The 24,033-nt window shown below is 66.0% G+C and carries 21 protein-coding genes; 11 read left to right on the forward strand and 10 right to left on the reverse strand.

The window, feature by feature from the left end:
* Nucleotides 1-63 precede the first annotated feature (63 nt).
* From gyrA to NK214_RS08640, 5 genes are all read left to right on the forward strand, one after another.
* The gene (gyrA, locus tag NK214_RS08620) at nucleotides 64-2,775 is read left to right on the forward strand and encodes a DNA gyrase subunit A (RefSeq protein WP_227108243.1); all 2,712 of its coding nucleotides are present in this window, start codon (nucleotides 64-66) and stop codon (nucleotides 2,773-2,775) included.
* Entirely contained in the window at nucleotides 2,772-3,239 is a 468-nt protein-coding gene (locus NK214_RS08625; RefSeq protein ID WP_107799189.1) for a PaaI family thioesterase, read from the forward strand. Before gyrA ends, NK214_RS08625 begins: the two co-directional genes overlap by 4 nt.
* A gap of 8 nt (nucleotides 3,240-3,247) precedes the next feature.
* Nucleotides 3,248-3,676, forward strand: coding sequence for a PaaI family thioesterase (locus NK214_RS08630; RefSeq protein ID WP_371926199.1), 429 nt, complete (start codon nucleotides 3,248-3,250; stop codon nucleotides 3,674-3,676).
* A gap of 107 nt (nucleotides 3,677-3,783) precedes the next feature.
* Entirely contained in the window at nucleotides 3,784-4,872 is a 1,089-nt protein-coding gene (gene serC, locus NK214_RS08635; protein ID WP_107801767.1) for a 3-phosphoserine/phosphohydroxythreonine transaminase, read from the forward strand.
* Between the two features lie 136 nt (nucleotides 4,873-5,008).
* Nucleotides 5,009-5,353 (forward strand): MliC family protein, encoded by a 345-nt coding sequence (locus NK214_RS08640; protein WP_199225858.1) that lies wholly within the window; start codon nucleotides 5,009-5,011, stop codon nucleotides 5,351-5,353.
* Nucleotides 5,354-5,391: 38 nt separating this feature from the next.
* Here NK214_RS08640 and NK214_RS08645 read toward each other — a convergent pair whose 3' ends face one another.
* The 8 genes from NK214_RS08645 to NK214_RS08680 form a co-directional block, all read right to left on the reverse strand.
* Nucleotides 5,392-6,996 (reverse strand): EAL domain-containing protein, encoded by a 1,605-nt coding sequence (locus NK214_RS08645; RefSeq protein ID WP_227108246.1) that lies wholly within the window; start codon nucleotides 6,994-6,996, stop codon nucleotides 5,392-5,394.
* 33 nt (nucleotides 6,997-7,029) lie between these two features.
* The gene (locus tag NK214_RS08650; protein WP_253314240.1) at nucleotides 7,030-7,554 is read right to left on the reverse strand and encodes a DUF2165 family protein; all 525 of its coding nucleotides are present in this window, start codon (nucleotides 7,552-7,554) and stop codon (nucleotides 7,030-7,032) included.
* A 122-nt stretch (nucleotides 7,555-7,676) separates the two neighbouring features.
* Nucleotides 7,677-10,433, reverse strand: coding sequence for a magnesium-translocating P-type ATPase (gene mgtA, locus NK214_RS08655; RefSeq protein WP_107799184.1), 2,757 nt, complete (start codon nucleotides 10,431-10,433; stop codon nucleotides 7,677-7,679).
* Nucleotides 10,434-10,675: 242 nt separating this feature from the next.
* Entirely contained in the window at nucleotides 10,676-11,035 is a 360-nt protein-coding gene (locus NK214_RS08660; RefSeq protein WP_107799183.1) for a hypothetical protein, read from the reverse strand.
* A 231-nt stretch (nucleotides 11,036-11,266) separates the two neighbouring features.
* Nucleotides 11,267-11,632: a hypothetical protein gene (locus tag NK214_RS08665; RefSeq protein WP_107799182.1), complete on the reverse strand. Its 366-nt coding sequence runs from the start codon at nucleotides 11,630-11,632 to the stop codon at nucleotides 11,267-11,269.
* 293 nt (nucleotides 11,633-11,925) lie between these two features.
* The gene (locus tag NK214_RS08670; protein WP_048414716.1) at nucleotides 11,926-12,297 is read right to left on the reverse strand and encodes a hypothetical protein; all 372 of its coding nucleotides are present in this window, start codon (nucleotides 12,295-12,297) and stop codon (nucleotides 11,926-11,928) included.
* Nucleotides 12,298-12,961: 664 nt separating this feature from the next.
* On the reverse strand, nucleotides 12,962-13,636 hold the full coding sequence (locus NK214_RS08675; protein ID WP_227108252.1) for a glutathione S-transferase family protein: 675 nt from the start codon (nucleotides 13,634-13,636) through the stop codon (nucleotides 12,962-12,964).
* 30 nt (nucleotides 13,637-13,666) lie between these two features.
* Nucleotides 13,667-14,140 carry an Lrp/AsnC family transcriptional regulator gene (locus NK214_RS08680; RefSeq protein WP_227108254.1) on the reverse strand — a complete coding sequence of 158 codons (474 nt, stop codon included), beginning with the start codon at nucleotides 14,138-14,140 and terminating at the stop codon, nucleotides 13,667-13,669.
* A 133-nt stretch (nucleotides 14,141-14,273) separates the two neighbouring features.
* Between NK214_RS08680 and NK214_RS08685 the strand changes: the two genes are divergently transcribed.
* Nucleotides 14,274-15,314, forward strand: coding sequence for a histone deacetylase family protein (locus NK214_RS08685; RefSeq protein ID WP_253314241.1), 1,041 nt, complete (start codon nucleotides 14,274-14,276; stop codon nucleotides 15,312-15,314).
* A gap of 131 nt (nucleotides 15,315-15,445) precedes the next feature.
* A complete protein-coding gene (locus tag NK214_RS08690) occupies nucleotides 15,446-15,640 on the forward strand; it encodes a hypothetical protein (protein ID WP_107799178.1) in 195 nt (64 codons plus the stop codon).
* A 225-nt stretch (nucleotides 15,641-15,865) separates the two neighbouring features.
* Here the strand turns inward: NK214_RS08690 and NK214_RS08695 are convergent, their stop codons facing one another.
* Nucleotides 15,866-16,972, reverse strand: coding sequence for an acyl-CoA dehydrogenase family protein (locus tag NK214_RS08695; RefSeq protein ID WP_235088768.1), 1,107 nt, complete (start codon nucleotides 16,970-16,972; stop codon nucleotides 15,866-15,868).
* Between the two features lie 210 nt (nucleotides 16,973-17,182).
* Here NK214_RS08695 and NK214_RS08700 point away from each other — a divergent pair, with 210 nt between their 5' ends.
* The 3 genes from NK214_RS08700 to sbcC all read left to right on the forward strand — a co-directional run bounded on the left by NK214_RS08700 (nucleotide 17,183) and on the right by sbcC (nucleotide 22,372).
* The gene (locus NK214_RS08700; protein WP_227108260.1) at nucleotides 17,183-17,656 is read left to right on the forward strand and encodes a hypothetical protein; all 474 of its coding nucleotides are present in this window, start codon (nucleotides 17,183-17,185) and stop codon (nucleotides 17,654-17,656) included.
* 73 nt (nucleotides 17,657-17,729) lie between these two features.
* Nucleotides 17,730-18,950 (forward strand): exonuclease subunit SbcD, encoded by a 1,221-nt coding sequence (sbcD, locus tag NK214_RS08705; RefSeq protein ID WP_227108263.1) that lies wholly within the window; start codon nucleotides 17,730-17,732, stop codon nucleotides 18,948-18,950.
* Nucleotides 18,947-22,372, forward strand: coding sequence for an exonuclease subunit SbcC (sbcC, locus tag NK214_RS08710; protein ID WP_253314242.1), 3,426 nt, complete (start codon nucleotides 18,947-18,949; stop codon nucleotides 22,370-22,372). Before sbcD ends, sbcC begins: the two co-directional genes overlap by 4 nt.
* A gap of 140 nt (nucleotides 22,373-22,512) precedes the next feature.
* Here the strand turns inward: sbcC and NK214_RS08715 are convergent, their stop codons facing one another.
* Nucleotides 22,513-22,992: a GNAT family N-acetyltransferase gene (locus tag NK214_RS08715; protein ID WP_107799173.1), complete on the reverse strand. Its 480-nt coding sequence runs from the start codon at nucleotides 22,990-22,992 to the stop codon at nucleotides 22,513-22,515.
* An 86-nt stretch (nucleotides 22,993-23,078) separates the two neighbouring features.
* On the opposite strand from NK214_RS08715, the gene NK214_RS08720 reads away from it, so the two are divergent.
* Nucleotides 23,079-24,014, forward strand: a complete 936-nt coding sequence (locus tag NK214_RS08720) for a LysR family transcriptional regulator (protein ID WP_107799172.1) — start codon at nucleotides 23,079-23,081, stop codon at nucleotides 24,012-24,014.
* Nucleotides 24,015-24,033 lie beyond the last annotated feature (19 nt).

Below are 24,033 nucleotides of genomic sequence, written 5' to 3' on the forward strand. Positions count from 1 at the left end.
GCGGGCGCGTGAATGCACCCGCAATCGCAGCGCGGCCTGTTCATCCTTACGAATCAAGAAACTATGACCGATAACCAGTTCGCCAAGGAAACCATCCCCATCAGCCTCGAAGAGGAGATGCGCCGCTCTTATCTGGATTACGCGATGAGCGTGATCGTGGGCCGCGCCTTGCCTGATGTGCGCGATGGCCTGAAGCCGGTGCACCGTCGGGTGCTGTACGCCATGCACGAGCTGTCCAACGACTGGAACCGCGCGTACAAGAAATCGGCGCGTATCGTTGGCGACGTGATCGGTAAATACCACCCGCACGGCGATAGCGCGGTATACGACACCATCGTGCGTCTGGCGCAGGATTTCTCGCTGCGCTACCCCTTGGTGGATGGTCAGGGCAACTTCGGTTCGGTGGACGGCGACAACGCCGCTGCGATGCGGTACACCGAGATCCGCATGGCGCGCATCGCCCATGAGCTGCTGGCCGACATCGAGAAGGAAACCGTGGACTTCGGTCCCAACTACGACGGTTCCGAGCACGAGCCGCTGATTCTGCCGGCCAAGATCCCCAATCTGCTGATCAACGGTTCCTCCGGCATCGCCGTGGGCATGGCCACCAATATTCCGCCTCACAATCTGAACGAGGTGGTGGACGCCTGCCTGGCCTTGCTGGCCAACAGCGAGCTGACCATTGACGAGCTGATCGACATCATTCCGGCGCCGGACTTCCCCACCGCGGGCATCATCTACGGCACCGCCGGCGTCAAGGAAGGCTACCGCACCGGCCGCGGCCGCGTGATCATGCGCGCGCGCGTCCATTTCGAAGACATCGGCAAGGGCGACCGCCAGGCCATCATCGTCGACGAGATCCCGTACCAGGTGAACAAGGCGCGGCTGCTGGAACGCATCGGCGAGCTGGTGCGCGACAAGCAGATCGAAGGCATTTCCGACCTGCGCGACGAGTCCGACAAGTCCGGCATGCGCGTGGTGATCGAGCTCAAGCGCGGCGAAATGCCGGAAGTGGTGCTCAACCACCTGTACAAGCTGACCCAGCTGCAAGACAGCTTCGGCATCAATATGGTGGCGCTGGTGGACGGCCAGCCGCGCTTGCTGAACCTGAAGCAGATCCTGGTGGAATTCCTGCGTCACCGCCGCGAAGTGGTGACCCGTCGCACCATCTTCGAACTGCGCAAGGCGCGCGAACGCGGCCACATCCTGGAAGGCCTGGCCGTCGCGCTGTCCAACGTCGACGAAATCATCGCGCTGATCAAGGCGTCTGAAACCCCGCCGCAAGCCAAAATCGCGCTGATGGAGCGCGAATGGCGTTCGCCGCTGGTGGAGGAAATGCTGTCCCGCGTGGATCAGGACAAGGCGCGCCCGGACGGGCTGGCGGAAGAGTTCGGCCTCAAGGCCAGCGGCTACCGGCTGTCCGACGCCCAGGCCCAGGCCATCCTGGAGATGCGCCTGCAACGCCTGACCGGTCTGGAGCAGGACAAGATCGTCGCCGAATACCGCGACATCATGGCGGTGATCCTGGACCTCCTGGACATCCTGGCCAAGCCGGAGCGCATCAACCAGATCATCAGCGAAGAACTGACCGCCATCCGCGCCCAGTTCGGCGACGCGCGCCGTTCCGAGATCGAGCCTTTCGGCGGCGACATCAATATCGAGGACCTGATCACCCCGCAGGACATGGTGGTGACCATTTCCCATACCGGCTACATCAAGGCCCAGCCTATCGACGACTACAGCGCCCAGCGGCGCGGCGGCCGCGGCAAGCAGGCGGCGGCCACCAAGGACGACGATTTCATCGACACCTTGTTCGTGGCCAATACCCACGACTTCGTGCTGTGCTTCTCCAGCCGCGGCCGTTGCTACTGGCGCAAGGTTTACGATCTGCCGCAGGGCGGCCGTCAGAGCCGCGGCAAGCCCATGGTCAACGTGCTGCCGCTGGAAGAGGGCGAGAAGATCAACGCGCTGCTGCCGGTCAAGGAATTCCGCGACGACCAGTACGTGTTCATGGCCACCGCCGACGGCACCGTGAAGAAGACGCCGCTGCGCGCCTTCTCCAAGCCGCGCGCGGCCGGCATCATCGCCATCAATCTGGACGAAGGCAATTATCTGATCGGCGTGGCGCTGACCTGCGGCAAGAGCGTGGCCGGCCAGGGCGACGAGGATGACGAGGCCATCGTAGAAGAAGACATCGCGGTTGAAGGAGAGCTGATCGAGGACGGCCTGCCGGTCGAGGGCGATCAGGTGATGCTGTTCTCCGACGCCGGCAAATCGGTGCGCTTCAGCGAAAGCCAGGTGCGGCCGATGGGACGCACTTCCAGAGGCGTGCGCGGCATGAAGCTGGGCGAAGGCCAGAAGCTGATCTCCCTGCTGGTGACCAACTCCGAAGACCAGATGGTGCTGACCGCCAGCAACGGCGGCTACGGCAAACGCACCCGCACCGGCGACTTCCGCCTGACCAGCCGCGGCACCCAGGGCGTGATCGCCATGGACCTGACCGACAAGACCGGCTTCAAGCTGGTGGCCGCCAGCCTGGTGGAGGAAACCGACGACGTGATGCTGATCACCACCGGCGGCGTGCTGATCCGCACCAAGGTGGCCGAAGTGCGCGAAACCGGCCGTTCCGCCCAGGGCGTGCGCCTGATCAATCTGGACGAAGGCGAGCAGCTGATCGGCCTGGAGAAAGTGGCCGAGGGCGATAGCGACGACGAGGCGGACGCGCTGGAAGGCGAAGACGGCGTCGAAGCCGCCGACGAGGGCGGCGAGGCATGATTCCGACGCCGGCCAATCCCGAAGTACTGGAGGCGATGAGCCAGCTTTTCGTCTCCTTTCCGCACTGTCGCGCCCTGGGTTTCCAGTACATCGGCACCGAGGGGCGCCGGCCCACTCTGAAAGTGGACTGGCGCGAGGACTTGGTCGGCAATCCGGTCACCGGCATCCTGCACGGCGGGGTGATCACTTCGCTGGTGGACACCTGCAGCGCGGTGGCGGTGACGGCGCATCTGCCGGAGATGGAAACCATCGCCACGCTGGATCTGCGCATCGATTACCTGAAGGCGGCCACGCCGGGCAAGCCCATCTTCTGCCGGGCGGAATGTTATCGCCTGGCCAGCCAGATCGCCTTTACCCGCGCCGTGTGCTATCACGAATCGCCCAGCGATCCGATCGCCCACGGCGTGGCCACCTTCATGCGCGAATCCAGCCGCACGCCGATGTTGCCGGAGGCCGCCGCATGAGCCGCTTCATGGAACGTTTCAACGCGCTGCGCGATCAAAAAGCCTATGCGCTCATCGTGGAAGAGCTGCCCTACATCAAGCTGATGGGGGTGGAGCTGGGCGAGGACGAGGCCGGCGAGCTGTTGTTTCAGCTGCCCTTTTCCGAGCGCAATGTCGGCAACACCGCCTTGCCGGCGCTGCACGGCGGGCTGATCGGCGGCTTTCTGGAAAGCTCGGCGATGCTGCACCTGATGTGGAACCGCGAATCGCTGGAAACGCCGAAAATCGTCGATTTCTCGCTGGACTATCTGCGTCCGGGCCGGCCGCAAACCCTGTACGCCAAGTGCGAGATCACCAAGCAGGGCAAGCGGGTGGCCAATGTGCTGATCGAAGCCTGGCAAGAAGACCGGCGAAAGCCGGTTGCCGTGGCGAGAGCCCACTTCCTGCTCAGTCAGTAAGCTATAACAAAGGCCCGGCGCTTCGCGATCGGGCCTTGTCGCATACCAAGGCCCGAAAGTTCGCCGGTGCGGGCGCCAAGGGCCGTCAACGCAAATAGAGGATGAACATGGCCAAAGTGTACAACTTCTCCGCCGGCCCCGCCGTGCTGCCGCACCAGGTGCTGGCCGAAGCGCAAAGCGAAATGCTGGACTGGCACGGCTCCGGCATGTGCGTGATGGAAATGAGCCATCGCGGCAAGGAGTTCATGGAGATCATCCATGACGCCGAGCACGATCTGCGCGAGCTGATGGGCATTCCCGCCAACTACAAAGTGCTGTTCCTGCAAGGCGGCGCCTCGCTGCAGTTTTCCCAGGTGCCGCTGAATCTGCTGGGCGAGCGCGACAGCGTGGACATCGTCAACACCGGCCACTGGTCCAAGCTGGCGATCAAGGAAACGCGCCGCTACGCCAAGGTGAACGTGGCGGCCAGCAGCGAAGACCGCAATTTCGCCTACGTGCCGGACGAAGCCGGCTGGCAGCGCGATCCCAAGGCGGCCTATCTGCATTACACCTCCAACGAGACCATAGGCGGCCTGCAATTCCCCTTCGTGCCGCAAAGCCTGCCGGACGTGCCGCTGGTCTGCGACATGTCCTCGGACTTCCTGTCGCGGGAAGTGGACGTCAGCCAGTTCGGCCTGATCTACGCCGGCGCGCAGAAAAACATCGGCCCGTCCGGCCTGGTGGTGCTGATCGTGCGCGAAGATCTGCTGGGCAAGGCGCGGGCCGATTTGCCCACCATGCTCAACTACCAGGTGCACGCCGACGCCGATTCCATGTACAACACGCCGCCCACCTTCCCGATCTACATCTCCGGCCTGGTGTTCAAATGGCTGAAGGAGCAGGGCGGCGTCAAATCCATCGCCACCCGCAACGAGGAAAAGGCCGGCTTGCTCAATCATGTGATCGAGTCCAGCGGCGGCTTCTACCACACTCATATCGACGCGCCGTTCCGCTCGCGGATGAACGTGGTGTTCCGCTTGAAGGAAGAAGCGCTGGAGGAGACCTTTTTGCTGGAAGCGCGCAAGAACGGCCTGATCCAGCTGAAAGGACACCGCGCGGTGGGCGGCATCCGCGCCTCCATCTACAACGCGATGCCGATCGAGGGCGTCAAATCGCTGGCCAACTTTATGCAGGACTTCGCCCGCATGCACGGCTGAGCCGTCGCGCACGCCTTCCAGCCCGCCGTCAGGCGGGCTTTTTCATGGCGGAGGCGAACGAAGCCGCCGCGCCGCGGTCTATCCCCGGTCGCCGCCGAATGGCCGGCGGCCGGCAGCCAAGAACAGGAGTGAAATGATGAAATCCGCCGTATTCGCCGTACTGGCCCTGAGCAGCGCGGCCGCGCTGGCCAAACCGCTGACCTTGCCGGAGATCCCGGCCGGACAGCGCCAGATCGTCAACTACGTCTGCGCCGACGGCGCCAAGCTGACGGTCAAGTATTACAACGTCAAGAACGGCCAGAGCTTCGCCGTATTGCCGATCAAGGGCAAGACCATGCTGCTGAGCAATGTGCTGTCCGGTTCCGGCGCCAAATACGCGGCCGAGCAATACAGCTGGTGGACCAAGGGGCCGGAAGGCTCGCTGCGCGACGAAATCGCCGACAAGGCCTTGCTGGACGACTGCAAGGAAAGCCGGCGCTAAGAGCCGGGCTCAGACGCGCGGCAGATCGTAAACAGGTTCTAAGGCGCCGCGTCGGCGTCGGACGCCGCCGCCCGCGCGGCGTCCAGTTCCGGGCGCAGCAGAAACTCGCGCAGCGGCATCGGCCGCGCAAACAGATAGCCTTGCAGCCAGCCCACGTCCAGGCGGGTCAGGTAGGCGCGCTGGGCCTCGGTTTCCACCCCTTCCGCCACGATTTCCAGTTTCAATTTGTGCGCCAGCTCCGCCACGCTGTCGACAATGTGGCTGGACGGCGCGTCTGCGCCTATGCTGGCGGTGAAGCTCTTGTCTATCTTGATGCCGTCCAGCGGTAGCTGTTGCAGATAGACCAGGCTGGAATGGCCGGTGCCGAAATCGTCTATCGCGATCTTCACCCCCAGCTCGCGCAGCCGCGCCAGCCGCGCGCAGGCCTCCGGCGTGGGCTCCACCATCTCTCTTTCCGTCAACTCCAGCACCAGATTCAGCCCCCCGGGCGGGAAGTGGGCGAGAAATTGCCGGCAGTCCCCCAGCAAGACGTCGTCGCGCAGATGAGCGGCGGTGATGTTGATGCCCAGGTGAAATTGAGGCGGCAGCCGGCTCCGCCCCAGGGTCCGCGCCAGTTGGCGCATCATCTGCCGCGTCATCGGCACGATCATGCCGCAATCCTCGGCGCGAGGAATGAACAGGTCCGGCCGGATCAGGCCGTCGCGCGGATGGCGCCAGCGCATCAGCGCCTCCGCGCCTTGCCAGCCCAGCCCGTCCGAGCGCACCACCGGTTGCAAAAAGGGCTCGAACTCGCCGTTGTCCAGCGCGCGCTGCAATTCCACGGTGGGCGAGGCCGGCCGGTTCAGCTGCCAGCGCAGCGCGGCGGCCAGCACCAGACCCAGGGCCGCCATGCTGAGAAACACCAGCTCGTAGCTGTTGGCCATCTGGCGGTACAGGTCGCGGTGGTTGAAGCCGCTGATCACGGCATAGGGGTGGCGGGGGGAGGCGCGTTCTATGGTGAGCAGATCGAAGGACGGGCTGGGGTTGAGGTGTACCGCGTGGTCCGGCCCTATCCAGTGCGGACCTACGCGCATATAGACCGGACTGTAGTCGCTGGCCATGTCCAGGCTGAACTGCAGATGCACGCCGTCGATGGCGATGTAGATGGCCGTCGGACCCGCTTGCTTGCGGTAGATGATCAAGGGCCGGTCCGGCGTCAGCTCGTTGCCGGACATCAGGCGCAGTTCGGTGGCCGACCGCGGCGTGTCCGGCGGCGAAATCTGCCGGTGGTAGACGCCGAACAGCGAGGAGCAATAAAGAATGCCGTCGCGTTCCAGGGTGACGCTGCGGATGAAGGGCACGATGGTGACTTGTTTGCGCAGCGCCTGTTCAATCCGCGAACACGGCTGGCCGGTCAGTGGGGCGACGGTGACGGTGGCCTGTTCCGCGTAGTCCAGCATCAGATCCAGCATGTTTTCCGCCTGGCTCGTCTGCAGGGTGGCCTGCTGCCGCAGTCGGTTGCTTTCCTGCCAGTAAACGATGGGGGTGATCACGGCCAGCGGCAGGAGCGCGGCGACGCCGATCAACAGCCAGCGGCTGATGCGGGCGGGCAGGGTGAGGCGGCGGGACATCATGGCGCGGATGCGGAAGTCGGCATGGTTCATGATATACGAGGGCCGCCGCCGTTGCCGGGCCGGCTAGCGCTCCGCCGCTTCCGGCTGCGACAGGTAGACCAGGCTCAGCAGGATGAAGCCGATGAAGGCGTAGGCCTTCATCTGGCCGTTCCACTGGCTGGCCCACATCGCGAAGTATTCTCCGCCTATCACCGCGAAGCCGGTGTACCAGACCAGCAGCGCCGGAACGCAGCCCAGCGTGAACAGCGTCTTGCCACGCAGATAGGCGTCCTCGCGTCCGCATAGCGCGCCGCGCAGCATGGCGCAGCCGCCCCAGGCGCAGATCAGGCCGAACAGCAGCTCGCCGGCGATGATGGCCAGATAGGCGGCCTGCTGCAAGCCGGGATTGGTGATGGCTCGGCTTTTCAACGCGTGGCCGTTAAACCAGGGTTCCATGCCGTCCATGGCCAGCACATGGCGGACGAACTGCCAATTGCTGTCGTAGTCCAGCATATTGCCGCTGGCCGCCAGCAGGCCGAACAGGGCGATGGAGAGCGCGAGCAGGCTTTTCAGGCCTTGCTGGGCGCGGCGCAAAGAGGGCAGATGCATGGGATTTCCTTATCGTGAGGGATGGGGCGATTGTGCCAGCGCGGCAAGACGCTGGGAATGGCCGGCGCCGGCGTAAAAAAACCCCGCGCAAGCGGGGTTGGGACGGCTTTGGACGCACTGGCTTAGAACCAGCGGCCGTAGCGTTTGATGTAAAGGGTTTTGACGATCTGGGTCAGCGTCATATAGCCCAGCATGGTCGCCAGCAACCACCAGAAGTAGCTGGGGTCCAGCTTGACGAAGCCGATGCTGTCCGCCAGCGGCGAGAACGGCAGGTAGCAGCCGATGGCGATGGCCACCGAGGTGGACAGCAGGACCGGCAGCGAGGCGGTGCTTTGCAGGAAGGGGATCTTGCGCGTGCGCAGCATGTGCACCACCAGGGTCTGCGACACCAGGCCTTCGATGAACCAGCCGGAGTGCATGATGCTGGCGCCGCCGTCGCTGACGCCGTGGGCCAGGCCGGCGTAGTAGGCCGCGCCGGCGCCGAACACCGTCCACATCAGCGTGTAGGTGGTGATGTCGAACACTGAGGAGGTGGGGCCCAGCCACAGCATGAAGCGCTTGATGTTGTTGGCTTCCCACTTGCGCGGCTTCTTCAGGAACTCCGGATCCATCTTGTCCCAGGGCAATACCATCTGCGATACGTCGTAGACCAGGTTCTGGATCAAGAGGTGCATCGCCAGCATCGGCTCCCAAGGCAGCCAGGCCGAGGCCACCAGCACCGAGAACACATTGCCGAAATTGGAGCTGGCGGTCATGTTCAGGTACTTGAGGATGTTGCCGAAGGTTTCCCGGCCCTTGATCACGCCTTCTTCCAGCACCATCAGGCTCTTTTCCAGCAGGATGATGTCGGCGGTTTCCTTGGCGATGTCCGCGCCGCTGTCCACCGAGATGCCGACGTCGGCGTCGCGCAGCGCCGGCGCGTCGTTGATGCCGTCGCCCAGGAAGCCCACGGTGTGGCCGTTGGCCTGCAGGGCCTTGACCACGCGGGACTTCTGCAGCGGAGTCAGCTTGGCGAAGATGGTGGTGTGCTTGACCGCGCTGCACAGCGCCACGTCGTCCATCGCCTCGATGTCCTTGCCGATCAAGGGCACGCCGGGGCTGAGGCCGACGTCGCGGCACACTTTGGCGGTGATGATGGGATTGTCGCCGGTCAGCACCTTGACCGCCACGCCGTATTCCTTCAGCGCGCGGATGGCCGGCGCCGCGGAGTCCTTGGGCGGATCCAGGAAGGTCAGGAAGCCGCGCACCACCAGTTGGGCCTCGTCATTGGTCTTGTAGTTGCGCTTGGCTTCTTCGGCGGGGATGTCGCGGGTGGCGACCAGCAGCACGCGGTAACCTTCGGCGTTGTAGTCCTGGCTGCGCTTGAGCAGGGCGGCGCGCTCCTCGGCGGTCAGCGGCTTGATCTGCGAACCGTCCTGAACATGGCTGGAGACGGCCAGCATTTCCTCCACCGCGCCTTTGGAGATCATCAACTGGCGGCCGCGCTGGTTTTCCACGATCACGGACAGGCGGCGGCGCACGAAATCGAACGGCATTTCGTCCACCTTGTTATAGCCGTCCGGCTTGACCCGGCTGCCCAGTTCGTCCGCGTGCTCCACCACGGCAATATCCATCAGGTTCTTCATGCCGCTCTGGTGGAAGCTGTTCAGCCAAGCCAGTTGCAGCACGCCTTCGTCTTTGAGCCCATGGATATTGTAATGGTGTTCCAGGATGATCTTGTCCTGGGTCAGGGTGCCGGTCTTGTCGGTGCACAGCACGTCCATCGCGCCGAAGTTCTGCACCGAGTTCAGCCGCTTGACCACCACCTTGCGCCGCGCCATCGCCACCGCGCCCTTGGCCAGGTTGGCGGACACGATCATCGGCAGCATTTCCGGGGTCAGGCCCACGGCCACCGCCAGCGCGAAGGTGAGGGCGGACATCCAGTCGCCCTTGGTCAGGCCGTTGATCATGAACACCACCGGCACCATCACCAGCATGAAGCGGATCAGCAGCCAGGATACGCTGTTGACGCCGCGGTCAAAGCTGGTTTCCACGCGCTTGTGGCTGACCACGCTGCGCGCCAGCGAACCGAAATAGGTGTCGGTGCCGGTGGCCACCACGATGGCGGACGCCTTGCCGCTGACCACATTGGTGCCCATGAAGCAGACATTGGGCAGGTCCAGCAGATCGGCGTCGCCCTTGGCCTGGCCGTTGGCGGATTTCTCGGCCACCGCGCCCAGGGTGTCGTACTTCTCCACCGGCAGCGCTTCGCCGGTCAACACCGCCTGGCTGATGAACAGATCGCGGGATTCGATCAGCTTGATGTCGGCCGGAATCATGTCGCCGGCCTGCAGGTGGACGATGTCGCCCACCACCAGCTCGCTCATCGCGATTTCCTGGCGGATCGGGCTGCTGCCGTTGGCCGGGCGCCGCTGCGCGGTGGCGGTGTTGCGCACCAGCGATTTCAGCTTTTCCGCCGCCTTGGCGGAGCGGAATTCCTGCCAGAAACGCAGCAGGCCGCTGATGCCGACCATGGTCAGCAGAATGATGATGCCGGTCCATTCCTCGTCGCCGGGGCTGGCGAAATAGACATCGGTGAAATAGCTGATGGCGGCCAGCACCATCAGCACCACGACAAAGGGGTTCTTGAACGCTTGCGCCAGCTGGATCAGCGGGTGCGGAGCCTTGTCGTGGGCCACCTCATTGGGTCCGAACTGGGCGTAGCGCTGATGCGCCTCCGCCATGGTCAGACCGTCCTGGTGGCCGCGCACGCGTTGCAAGGTTTCTTCCACGGAGCTTTCGGCTTCCTGTACCGCGCGGATAACCGGTTTTTCCTGTTTTGCGCCTGGGGTGGCGACATAGCCTTTCAGCTTGTGTCGGCTGCTAGTGTGTTTCGTCATTGTTTCGTCTCCTGCGCGCCTGTTTCGCGCAGAGCGGTCGGGCCTGTTCAGGCCGGCCTGGTATCTGGCGGACGCAGCACGGCGGGTGTTGCGGATGTTCCGGGTTGTTGTTTTGCGCCCGCCTGCGTTGTTGTCGGTGTGTGCAGGGCGGGCGGTAGCGGGTAACTGTCGTCGGTCATGGTGTTTCCTTCATGTGGGCTTGAGGCCCGTGCCGCCGCGGCTGGGCGGCGCGGGAGGGTGAATCAGGATTGGGCCAGCGGACGGACTCCGGCGGACCACTCGGGCCGGACCTGGCCGGGCAGGATGTCCAGCCGGACCCGGGCCAGCGGCAGGTTGCCGAGCCGCTGCATGACGGCTTCCAGGAAATGCATGGAGGCGTCGCCGCGGGAACGGAACTCGGTGGCCAGCATCCAGTTGGCCGGCGCGCCGGAGGCGTGGCATTCGCCGGCCAGCAGGGTTTCGTTCCAGCTGGACACTTTCAGCCCGTGGCCTTGGGCGGCGGCGCGGATTTCCCGGCGCGCGGCCTTGACCGCTTGCGTGGGGCAGATGACCGACAGTTGATAGCGCTGCGGCCGGATGTTGTGGCGGATGATGTCGTTCATGGCGATCTCCTTGCGATCCGGCTTCCGTCGCGTGCGGACGTGCCGGCCCCTGCCTGGCGGCATGCGATGACAGGGTTGTTTTTGACGGTGGCGAGGCGCGCGGGCCTATCCCGCCGCCGTCAGGCGGAGGAGATCAGGCGGTGCGGGCGGCCTCGGGTCTGCAAGATCGGGGTTCCGGTTCTTCAGACATGGCTGGCCTTTCTTGGCGGTGGGGTTGAACTCAATGGATGCTCAGGCGCTGGCCGCCCAGCGACGGGGCGTGGCCCGCGTCTCCGGCTTGCGGCGTCCCCAGCGGACGCGGTGAATCTCCGGCATCTTGCTCAGGCGCAGCGCCATTTCATTGAAGGCGCGGCGCAGGGCGACCGGGCAATCCAGGCGCACGCTCAGGCAGGCTTGTCCGGAGGCGGCGGCCGGGGTGATGGCGACGTGGGTCGCCGCCAGGCCCAGGGTGTGCATTTCCCAGAATAGTTGTTTGCGCAGCGCGGTAATGACCGGGATGTCGCAAATCACATTCAGGTGGCAGCTGGTTTCGTCTTGGCGTTTGCTTGGATTGCGCGCGAGATAATTGAATAACCAAGCCAGTTTATTGTGGCGCATATTTCACTCCCTCATTTTCATTTTGAAAATGCGACGGACAGCATTATTCCCTTTCTGTGTTTTATAGACGCAGAAATAAAAATAATTTAATGGTCGATTGCGATGGTCGGCGGCGGCTAATTGGCCGGTCCCGTTGTCGCAATAAGGGAGGGGCTCAGATCAGCAATTCGCCAAGGGCCGGCGCGGTCGCGGTTCAGGGTCTTCTATCAACATCGGAACCTCCTGCTGGCTGGCAGCGTTTGCGTTTAGTGGGATCGCGCGGACATGGCCGCGCGCGGGAAGTCGGGGTGGGTTCAGTGCGCCAAATGAGCCCGTTGGGCCAGCAAAAAGGCGCGGTTGGGCACGCGCGGGCGCTGCGCGTGGCGCGCCCAGTGAACCCGGTTGACCTGGGGCAGCTGGCAAAAATGCGCGGCTAGCTGGTTCAGGCAACGGCTGGCCACGTCCGGACAGGCGAAGAGCACGCTCAGACAGGCCAGGTCGTTGTCGCCGGCGGTCAGGGCGATGCGTTCCACCTCCAGGCCGCGGGCGTGCAATTGCTTGGCCGCTTGCACGCGCAGCATGGTCAGGTCCGCATGGACGCAAAAAATGTTCAACTGGTAAACGGCGGCCGGGGCGGTGGTTTTGCCTGGGCGCAGCAGGGCTGCCAGTTTAGTGATCAAGCGCATGATGATTCCTCCCATTGGCGATGCAAGGAGGACGCGACGAAATCCGAAGGCAAACGCCGTCAAAGGGAATCCGTGCGCAATCAGGCGGCAAGCCGCCTGCGCGGCGCGAATCTGGGGATGTCTGAAAAGCTTGGCCGTTCGGCCTGGGTTCCGGCTCGCACTGGGCCGCGCGCTAGGCGGGTCGCTGATGTGCGTTGTTGCCGAATTTTAGACACCACACCCTGTCATTGCAGGATGTGGCAGAGAAAAGGTTCTGCTAAATCCTGCAAGACGGCGTTGCGATACAAGATCGACTACTTCCGTCGTTGTCCACGATGAACCTTTGCAGTATTTGAGATGCCCGGATTATAGGGGGCTTTACGAGGATAGGCAATCCTGAATCAAACTTTTTTACATTTTTGTGTGCGGCGCAACACTAAATAAGCCATGGGCATGGGATGGAATGAAAAACGGCGTCGCAATGCCTGAAGCCGGGTCTTCAATGCGGCGGATATTCGCCGTTTATTAATATAAGAAACGGTTCAAAGTCTCGCGAGCCAGAACAAGACAAGGCGAAAACGAGCGTAAGAGCGGAATTGCTCGTGGCGCATGAGCCTGTTGAGCTCGCACTCACCCTGCAAGGCTTCACGAAGCGCGGCAGACTTTGAGCCGGTTTCAGCAGGAATCAATCGTCGCCGTAAGCGTAAGGCCCGCCTTTTTCCAGCGCGGCCCGATAGGCCGGCCGCGCATGGACGCGGCGAAGGAAGTCCAGCGCATGCGGATGTTCCCGATTCAGATAACCGCGCGCGCGCGCGGCTTCCAGCGGAAAACTCATCTGGATGTCGGCGGCGCTGAAGACGGGGCCGGCGAACCAGCCGTGGCGGGCCAGACAGCGGTCGGCATGGCTGAGCAGCGCGTCCAGCTGCGGTTGCAGATAGGCGCGACGGACGCCGGCGGCCAGTTTGCGCGCCAGCGGCCGCAGCAGCCAAGGGACCGGCGGCCGGTCCAGCCGCGAGAACACCAGGCTCATCACCAAGGGCGGCATCAGCGAGCCTTCGGCGTGGTGCAGCCAGAACAGGTAGTCGCTGTGCTCCGGTGCGCCGGCGGCGGGCTTGAGCCGGCCTGAGCCGTAGGTGTCCACCAGGTAGTCGACGATGGCGCCGGATTCGGCCAGGGTCAGCTCGCCGTCGCTGATCACCGGGGACTTGCCCAGAGGGTGCGCCGCCTTGAGTTCCGGCGGGGCGAGCAGGGTGAGCGGATCGCGCTGGTAGTGCTGAATGCGGTAGTGCAGGTTCAGCTCCTCCAGCAGCCAGAGCACGCGTTGCGAGCGGGAATTGTTCAAGTGGTGGACGGTGATCATGGGCGGGTTCTTCCATTGCGCCGGAGCGCGCTAGATGGGGAGCCGGCTGCCGGCCTTGACTTCGCGCAGCGCCAGGCTGGAGTGGATGGAGTGCAGGCCCGGGGTGCGGCGCAGCACGGTTTCGATGAAGTCGCTGTACGCGTCCAGATTGGGCGCGACCACTTGCAGCAGATAGTCGGCGTCGCCGGTGATCTTGTGGCAGGACAGCACCTCCGGGCGCTCCCGCATCCGGTCTTCAAAACGATTGGGCGCGTCGTCGGCGTGCTGGCCGAAGCTGAGCCGGACAAAGGCCAGCACATCATAGCCCAGCTTGCGGCGATCCAGATTGGCCTGGTAGTCCTTGATGTAGCCGGCTTCCTCCAGCCGCTTCAGCCGCCGCCAGCAGGGGGTGACGCTGAGGGACAGCCGTTCGGCCAACTTGGGGTTGGACATCGCTCCGTCCTGCTGCAGCAAGCGCAACAGAGTCAGATCCGTATCATCCAGCGGAGTTTTGAGTCTATTCATGCTCAACAATCGCTTTCAATATTGCTTTCTTGCTCCAGATTAGCGTCGAAGGCGGGGCAAAAGCAAAACTATTCCAGCGGCCGCGGCGCATACTGGGGCCTTGCCTTATTCAAGCGAGACAGGAGGGACGGCGATGTTGACGATTTACAGCGACGCGCACCATCTGCACCATGGTTGCGAGTTGAAAGACGGGGTGTTGATGCCCTGTTTCGAGCAGCCGGGGCGCGCCGACACCATCTTGGCGCGAGTGAGGGCGACGGGGCTGGGCCCGGTGGCCGCGCCGAGCGAATACGACAGCGAACGTTACGCCCGCGTGCACAGCCGGCGCTATGTTCGTTTTCTGGAACGGGCCTGGGACGAATGGACCGCCGCCGGCCGCAGCCACGACGCCTTGCCGCTGATCTGGCCGGTGCGGGATCTGCGCGGCGACATCGAACCCGAATTCATCGACGGCAAGCTGGGTTTTTACGCGATGGACGCCGGGGTGGCGATCACCGCCGGCACCTGGAGGGCGGCGCGCGCCAGCGCCGACGTGGCCTTGACCGGCATGGACGCCTTGCTGGCGGGAGAGAAGAGCGCCTTCGCGCTGTGCAGGCCGCCCGGCCACCACGCGGCCGCCGAGTATATGGGCGGCTACTGCTATCTGAACAACGCGGCGATCGCGGCGCAGTCCTGCCTGGACGGCGGCGCGGCCAGGGTGGCCTTGCTGGACGTGGACTACCATCACGGCAACGGCGGGCAGAGCATTTTTTACGAGCGCGACGATGTGATGTTTCTGTCCTTGCACGGCGATCCCAAATCCTCCTACCCGTATTTTTCCGGCCATCGCGACGAGCGGGGGCGGGGCGCCGGCCTGGGCTTCAATCACAATTACCCGCTGCCGCACGGCACCGGCTGGCCGGCCTACGGCGAAGCCTTGCGCCACGCTTGCGGGCAAATAGCCGCTTATGCGCCGGACGCGCTGGTGGTGTCGCTGGGCGTGGACACCTTCAAGGATGATCCGATCAGCCAGTTCCGCCTGGAGAGCGAAGACTTCCTGCGCCTGGGCGCATGCATCGCCGGGCTGGGCTTGCCGACGCTGTTCGTGATGGAGGGCGGTTATATGGTGGACGATATCGGCGTCAACGCGGTGAATGTGTTGACGGGCTTCCAGGCGGGCGGCGTAGGCGTTTGACCTGGGTCAGCCCGGCGGCGAATAAATAGCCGGGCCGCCGGCCGGCAAGCCGAACTTGTGAAAAAAATGTAAAAAGCATAGAGTGGCGGGTGTAAAATTGCTTACACCCGACAACTTCAGAGTTATTTCTCATGAAAAGCGGCCATCCCGATTCCGCAGATCGAAGTCCCAGCGCGTTTTATCAGCATTTTTCGCCCAATCTGCCCCTGGCGGGCAAACGCCATGTCAAATGGCGGCTCAGCGCCCGACAGGAGGAAGTCTTGCTGCATGCGGCGTTGATCGCCTGTATCGCGCTGGTGGGGCTGTTCGCCTATCTACGCCACTAAGCGCCCGTTCCAAGGAATCCATTCAAAGTCCGCCGCGCTTCGTGAGGCGCGGCGCGGCGAGCGCCGGCGTTCGGCATGCTCGCGCGCGCCTCGTACATTCCGCTTTCTCAGCCGCAAGGCCTTGTCTCGCCTTAGCTCGCGAGATCGTAAACACGTTCCAAGGCCCGCCGGCAAAGCCTTATCCTGCGTTGCGCAGCGCGAGGCGGGGCGGATTTTGAACGGCTTCTAAGCCGGCTGCGCCTGTTCCGCGAGATCGATTTCGCGCCGCAGCTGTTTCAGCGTCGGCGTCACGATGGCGATGAAGCTGGCCTCGCGCAGCCGGCGCTGCGCCGAATGCGACAGCAGAAAGCCGGCCGCGCCGGCGTGCAGTTGAGCCGACATCGCCGCGCGCAGACACAATTCGCCCACCGCGGCGCGCAAGCGCAGCACGCTCAAGGGTTGAACCTGGCCCGCCTCGGCCTGAGGCGCCAGCGTTTTCGCCTCGCGCCACAAACCGGCCAGTTCGGCCGCCAGATCCTGATACGAGTGGTCCAGCCAGCGATTCTGCTCGCCGTCGCGCAGATTGGCTTCCTGGATGTCGTCCAGGCAGCCTTGCACAATGCCCAGACCCGCCGCCGCCTGCGCCAGCACGAAGCCGGGGCGGACGCGCCGTATGAAGGCGGCGAAGTCGGCCGGTTCCGCCGCCACCCGCTCGGCGGGCACCAACACCTTGTCCAGCCTCACGCTCAATGTGCGGGTGCCGGCCATGCCGGCGGTGGGCGGCCCGTCGCAGAGCCGTACCCCCGGCGCGTCGCAATCGGCGACGAAGACCAGCTTGCCGCCGTCCGAAGCGGCCGCCGCCGCGGCGAACACATGGCCGCCGCCGATATTGGACACCCAGGGCAGATCGCCGGATATCCGGTACCCGCTGGGGCAAGGTTCGGCATGCAGCCGCAGCGGCTCAAGGCCGGCCAGGTGCTTGATGGCGTTGGATAGGCCGGGGCCGCCCAGGCGCCGGCCCGCGGCCAGTTCCGTCATCAGCGATCTCAGCTCCGCCCGCGGCGCCGCGTGGCGCAGCAGCCAGACGCTGGCGCTCTGGCACCAGGCCAGAAAGGCGGTGCTGCCGCAAACCGCGCCGACTTCGGCGATGGCCGCCATCGCCGCGGCCAGGCCCGGCCCGTCGCCGGCTTCCGTCGGCAACAGGGCCGCGTAGGCGCCGTCTTCGCCCAGGCCGCGCAATATCTCCTCCGGATAATGTCCTTGCTGATCGATGGCGGCGGCCAGCGGCGACAGTTGCAGGCGGACGCGTTGGTCTACGCGGCGGAGCAGGGCGAGGGATTCGGCTTGGTGCATGGCGCGGGGAGGGGCGTGGTTGATTTCAGCGGCATTCTGGGCGGGATAGACGGCGCTGTCTATGTGTACAGCATGACATCTGTCCCTGCCGATTGAGCGCGCGGCGGAACTTGTCCACGCCATCGCGGCTCTATCTTTTTTATCATTGACACCGTTCCCGCCGCGCTTTGGCGCGGGCAGTTCATAAGCGCGGAACGGGGAAAGGTTCCGATGAGCGCATCTCCCACTCTATCTCTTGGCCTGCTGCTGGCCGCGCTAGGCCTGGCAGGCCCCAGCCTGGCGCTGGACCTGGACCTCAAGCCGACGCCGCCCGAAACGGCGAGCCCCGCGGCCAAGCCGCCGCCGGGCTGGAGCCTGGGCTACGACAGTAAACGCTTCAGCTATCCGCCGTCCGAGCGCACCCGCCTGCTGGCGGACCAGGCGCTGCGCAGCAAGCAAGAGCCCAAGACGCCGGTGGACTGCCAAAGCCATCCCGGCTATGCCTATTGCCAGCCCAAGGGCGCCGAACGCGCCTACGCCTCCGCGCCGCCCCAGCCCATGGGCAGCGCCAAGCTTTGCGATCAGGACCCTTATTCGCCGCAATGCGCGGACAGCGCCTTGCAGCTGCATACCCGCAACAGCAATTGCGCGCCGGACGACAGAAACTGCCAGGGGCTGGGTCTCAGCCTCAAGTGGGGCGACTGAGCCGAGGTCCGGGACTGGACGGGACGCGGCAAGCCGGTAAACTGCCGGGCATTGAACCCACACAGCGGCCGGCATGCGCATCCTCCACACCTCGGACTGGCACTTGGGCCAGCATTTCATCGGCAAAACCCGCCTGGCGGAGCACCAGGCCTTCATCCACTGGCTGCTGGAGCAGGCCGACGTCCACCGGGCCGACGTCGTGCTGGTGGCCGGCGACATTTTCGACACCGGCGCGCCGCCCAGCTACGCGCGCGAACTCTACAACGGCCTGATCGCCGCCGCTCATCGCGCCGGCGTGCAACTGGTGCTGCTGGGCGGCAATCACGACTCCGTGGCCACGCTGGCGGAAAGCCGCGCGCTGCTGTCCTATCTGTCCGCCAGCGTGGTGCCGGCCCTGAGCGAGGACCCGGCCGATCAGGTCCTGATGCTCAAGCGCCGCGACGGCGAGCCGGGCGCGCTGCTGTGCGCTTTGCCCTATATCCGCCCGCGCGACGTGCTGCGCAGCCAGGCCGGCCAGAGCGCCGAGCAAAAGCAGCAATCCTTGCAGGACGCCATACGCGAACGCTACCGGCAGGTGTACGAGCAAGCGCTCCGCCGCCGCGAACAATTGGGCCTGCCCCTGCCCATCGTCGCCAGCGGCCACCTGACCACGGTGGGCGCCAGCGCCAGCGAATCCGTGCGCGAAATCTACGTCGGCGCGCTGGAAGCCTTTCCCAGCAACGCCTTCCCGCCGGCCGACTACATCGCCCTGGGCCACATCCACCGGCCGCAGAAAGTGGGCGGCCACGAGCACATCCGCTACAGCGGCTCGCCCATCCCGCTGAGCTTCGACGAAGCCGGCCAGGGCAAGGAAGTGTTGTTGGCGGAGCTGGACGAGCAGGGCCTAGGCTCCGTCCGGCCGCTGGCGGTGCCTTGCTTCCAGCCCTTGCGTTCGGTGCGCGGCAGCCTGGCGCAGTTGCCGGCGCTGTTGGCGCAGGCGGCGGAGGCCGGCAGCGCGGAACGGCCGGTCTGGCTGGAGATCGTGGTCAGCGCCGACGACTACCTGAGCGATCTGTCCGCCCGCGCGCAGGCGCTGTGCGCCGATCTGCCGCTGGAGCTCTTGCGCGTGCGGCGCGACCGCGGGCAGGCCGCCTCAGGGCTGGCCTCGGCCGCCGGCGAAACCCTGGACGAACTGACGCCGCTGGACGTGTTCGAGCGCCGGCTGGCGCTGGAAACCCTTGATCCGCCGCTGCAGGAGCAACTGCGGCTGCGCTATCGCGAAACCCTGGCCGCCCTGCGGGAGGAACAGGCATGAAGATACTGAGCCTGCGCCTGAAAAACCTCAACTCGCTGCAAGGCGAATGGAAGCTGGATTTCAGCGCCGAACCCTTCGCCGGCAGCGGCTTGTTCGCCATCACCGGCCCCACCGGCGCGGGCAAATCCACCTTGCTGGACGCCATCTGCCTGGCGCTCTACCACAAGACGCCAAGGCTGGACGCCGTGACCCAGGGCAGCAACGACATCATGAGCCGGCACACCGCGGACTGCCTGGCGGAAGTGGAGTTCGAAGTCAAAGGCCGGCGTTACCGCGCCTTCTGGAGCCAGCGCCGCGCCCGCGACAAGCCGGACGGCGCGCTGCAAGCGCCCAAGGTGGAGCTGGCCGACGCCGACGGCGAGATCCTCAGCAGCCAGGTGGCGGACAAGCTCAAGCGCGTCGAAGCCATCACCGGCCTGGATTACGAACGCTTCACCAAGTCCATGCTGCTGGCGCAAGGCGGTTTCGCCGCCTTCCTCAATGCCGACGCCAACGCGCGCGCGGAACTGCTGGAAGAACTGACCGGCAGCGAAATCTACGGCCTGATCTCGCAACAGGTGTTCGAGCGCGCCCGCGACGCGCGCCAGACCCTGGAGCAATGGCAGGCGCGCGCCGACGGCGTGGAGCTGCTGGAACCGGAGCGGCGCGCGGACATGGAGGCCAGGCTGGCCGCGCTGGGCGCGGCCTCGCGCCAGGCGCAGGCGGACTGGGAGCTGGCGCGCAAGCAATGGCAGTGGCGCGAAGCCCTTGAACAGGCGCGGCGTCAGAGCGCGGACGCCGACGAGGCGTGGCGGCGGGCCAGCGAGCAGGAGGCGCGGGCGGAGCCGGAACTGGCGTGTTTGCGCCGCGACGAGCCGGCGCAGCGCATCCTGCCGCAATGGCGGGAAGCGGAGCAGGCGCGGGCGGAGCTGCTGCGTCTGAGCGCGGAAAGCCAGGCGCTTGGCCATGCGCAAGCGGCGCGGAACGCGGACTGGCAGGCCGGCCATTGGCGGGCCTTGAGCCAGGCCCGCCGGCTGGAGCGGACCCAAGGAGCGCGTCTGGACGCACTCAAGGCCGCGGCGGAGGAACAAGAGGCCGCCGCCCGGCGTCTGGGACACCACGCTCGCCTGGGCGAGTTGCTGGAACGTTGGCGCGCCGGTTTCGATCAACAGCAGCGCTTGCGGCAACAGCGCGACGGCTGCGCCGCGCGCGTCGCGGAGCTGGACGCCCGGACGCTGAACCAGCGCCAGGGCCTGGCGGCCTTGAACGCGGAGACCGAGGCGGCGGAAGGACGCGGCCTGGAGACCGCCGCCGCGCTGCGGCGGGCGGAAGAGAGCGGCCGGGCGGCGCTGGACGGCCGCAGCCTGGCCGAATGGCGCGAGCAATGGCAGCGCGCGCTGCGCCAAAACACGGCCTTGCGCGGCCTGGCGACGCTGGCCGCCGAACTGAAGCCGCTGGAAGAGCGGCTGGCCGGACGGCGCGAGGAAAGAGCGGCGCAGGAGGCCGAGCGAGCGCGCCGCGACGCCGACTTGCAGCGGCTGCGCGCCGATTACCGGCTGGCGCAGGAACAAACGGCGGACAAGCGGCGGCTGCTGGAGCAGGAGCGGCGCATTCTCAGCCTGGAACAGCACCGCGCCGCCTTGCGGCCGGGCGAACCCTGCCCCTTATGCGGCGCTTGCGAGCACCCGGCGGTGGCCGCCTATCAGGCGCTGGACATCGGCGCCGCCGAAGCGGCCTTGAACGCCAAGGAGGCCGCGCTGGAGACGCTGCGAGAACAAGGCCAGCAGGCGGCGGCGCAGCTGGCGCGAGACGAAGCGCAGCTGCGCCAGCTGGACGCGGCGACGGAGCAGGAACAAGCGCGCCGCGAAACCCTGGCCGCGCAATGGCTGAGCGAGGGCGCGCCCTGGGGGCTGGCGGACGGGGACTGGCGCGGACCGCGGCTGGAACAGGCTTGCCGGGACGCGGAAGGGCTGCAGCAGCGGCAGGAAAGCGCGCTGCGCGCCGCCGAACAGGCGGAAGCGGCGCTGGAACGGGCGCGCGCGGACGCGCAGCGGCAAAGCGAGGCCGTTCAGGCGCTGGGCCAGAAATGGGCCTTGCAAGAACACGGCCTGCGTAGCCTGGAACAGAGCCTGCAAACGCTGCGGGACGAGCTCGCGCAGCGCGAGGCCGAGCTGAGGGAACTGGCCGGCGGCCGCGACGCCGACATCGCCGCCGCCGGCTTCGAGGCCCCGGAAGCGGGGCAGGAGGCCAGCTGGCTGGAACAGCGCGCCGCCGACTGGCGGGACTGGAAAGATTTGGAACAGGCTCGCCGGCAAGCGGAAACCGACGCGGAGGCCCAGGCCGCCGCGCACCGGCTCGCCGGAGAACGGGTCGCGGATTGGGACGCGCGCTGGCGGGCGCTGCGGCTGCCGGACGGCGCGCCGCCGCAGGAGGACGGCGACGCCGAGGCCGCCTGGCTGGCCGCGGTCGCGGATTGCGAGGAATCCGCGCGGACCCTGGCCCAGATCCAGGGCGCGCTGGAACGGGCGGACAGCGACGCCGCGCGCCAGCGGCGGCGCGCCGAGGACGCGGAACAGGCTTGGGCCCAAGCCCTGGCCGCCAGCCCGTTTGCGGACGCCGCCGCCTTTCTGGCGGCGGCCTTGCCGGAGGCCGAGCGCGAGCGCTTGAGCGCGCTCGGCCGGCAACTGGAGCGGGAAAGGCTGAGCGCGGCGGCGCTGCGGCAACAGGCCGCGGAACGGCTGGCGGCGCTGGAGCGGGACAACGCCTCGCCGCAGCCGGAACCGGAATTGCGCCAGCGCATGGAAACGCTGGACGCCGAGCGGCAAAGCCTGGCCGGCGAGGACGGCGCCTTGCGCGCCCTGCTCGACAACGACGCCGCGCGCCGCGACGGCCAGCGCGAGCTGTTCGCCCGCATCGACGGCCTGCGCGAGGAGGCCGACGTTTGGCAGCGCTTGAACGGCCTGATCGGCTCCGCCGGCGGCGACAAATACCGCCGCTTCGCCCAGGGTCTGACGCTGGAGCATCTGGTGGTGCTGGCCAACCGTCACCTGAGCCGGCTGCACGGCCGCTATTGGCTGCGCCGCCGCGCCGACGGCGAGCTGGAGCTGGAAATCGTCGACAGCTGGCAGGCCGACGCCGCGCGCGACACCCGCACCCTGTCCGGCGGCGAAAGCTTCCTGGTCAGTCTGGCGCTGGCGCTGGCCTTGTCCGACCTGGCCAGTCACAAAACCTCGATCGATTCGCTGTTCCTGGACGAGGGCTTCGGCACTCTGGACGGCGACACGCTGGAACTGGCGCTGGACGCCCTGGACGCGCTCAACGCCGGCGGCAAGACCATAGGCGTGATCAGCCATGTGGAAGCCTTGAAGGAGCGCACCCCGGTGCAGATTCGGGTGGGCCGGGCCGGCGCCGCCGGTTGCTCCGCGTTGACGGTGAGCGGCTAAGAAATTGTTCACGATCGGCGGCGCGTCGTGACATGCTGCACGGTGAGCGCCGCTTCGAAATGCTGATGCGCCGCGTGTGCATTCGGCTTTCTCAGCGGTTTTCGCCTCGCTCTGGCTTGGAGACCATGAACAGGCCCGCCTCAGCCGGCGGCGAAGTCGGCGAGCGCGGCGCCGTCCATCCGGTAACGCACCCATTCCGCCTGCGGCTTGGCGCCGATGGACAGGTAAAAGTCTATGGCCGGCTGGTTCCAGTCCAGCACGCTCCATTCGAAGCGGCCGCAGCCGTGTTCCACCGCCAGCTGGGCCAGGCGGCGCAGCATCAGCTTGCCGGCGCCGCCGCCGCGTTGCCGCGGCGAAATATACAGGTCTTCCAGATACAGGCCCTGCTTGGCTTGCCAGGTGGAATAGCTGAAGAAGTAGACGGCGTAGCCGGCCGGTTCGCCGTCCACCTCGCAAATCAGCGCCCGCGCCGGGCTGTCCGCGCCAAACAGGCTGGAGACGATGCTGTCCTCGGTGGCGGCCACTTGATCGCCGGCGCGTTCGTAGACGGCCAGCTCCTTGATGAGGCGCAGGATCAGCGCGGCGTCTTGGGCTTGGGCGGGGCGGATATGGATGGACATGGACGGAACCTGAATAGTGGTGAATGGATTAAGCGCTATACTACGGCCAAGACAAACTGCATGCGCTGCATTGTTTTCAAGTCATGATGAACATCCTGCATTCCGACCTGCGCCGCTTGGACCTGAATCTACTGCTGGTCTTCGACGCCTTGCTGCGCCAGCGCTCGGTCAGCGCCGCCGCCGACGAACTGGCGATGAGCCCGTCGGCGTTCAGCCACGCGCTGGCGCGGCTGCGCGCCGCCCTGGGCGACGATCTCTTTGTGCGCATCGGCAATGCGATGCAGCCCACCGCCTACGCGGAAAGACTGGCCGGCGCGGTGAGCGCCGCGCTGGAAACGCTGTCGCAGGGGCTGGCCGAGGCCGGCGGTTTCCAGCCGGAGCGCAGCGAACGGGCTTTTGTGATCGCGGTGACCGACTACACCGCCTTCGCGGTGATGCCGCGCCTGCTGGCGGGCTTGCAGCGGGCGGCGCCGCGGCTGCGTTTCAAGCTGGTGCATTCCCGCGGCCGCGAGTCCGCCGAGGATCTGGCCGCCGGCCGCATAGACTTCGCGCTGGGTTATGTCGAGGAGATTGCGGAGCCGGCGGCCGGGATTGAAAGCTTCGACTGGCTGGAAGACCGCTACGTGGCCATCGTCAGCCGCGCCCATCCGCGCATCCGGGACGGCCTCAGCCTGGATCAATACCTGGCGGCGCGCCACGTGGTGGTGACGCCCTGGGGAGAAAGCCGCGGCGGCATCGATCGCGCGCTGGAGCGCCGGGGCCTACGCCGCGACGTGGCGCTGCAACTGCCGTCGGTGTTGGCCGCGCCCTTCATCATCGCGGAGTCCGAATGGATCATGACGCTGCCGCGGCTGGCGGCGCAGGCCTTGAGCCAGGCCGCGCCCATCGCCGTCCACGCCGCGCCGTTCGATATCCCGTCCTACACCCTCAAGGTGTACAGCCACGCCCGCCACGGCCGCAGCGCCGCCCATGATTGGCTGCGCGCGCAATTGCGCGCCTGCGCGCCGTCGCTTCAGGCTTAGAAGGTGTACACGCTCTTGC

It is taken from the genome of Chromobacterium sp. S0633, from assembly GCF_024158805.1.
GTDB lineage: Bacteria > Pseudomonadota > Gammaproteobacteria > Burkholderiales > Chromobacteriaceae > Chromobacterium.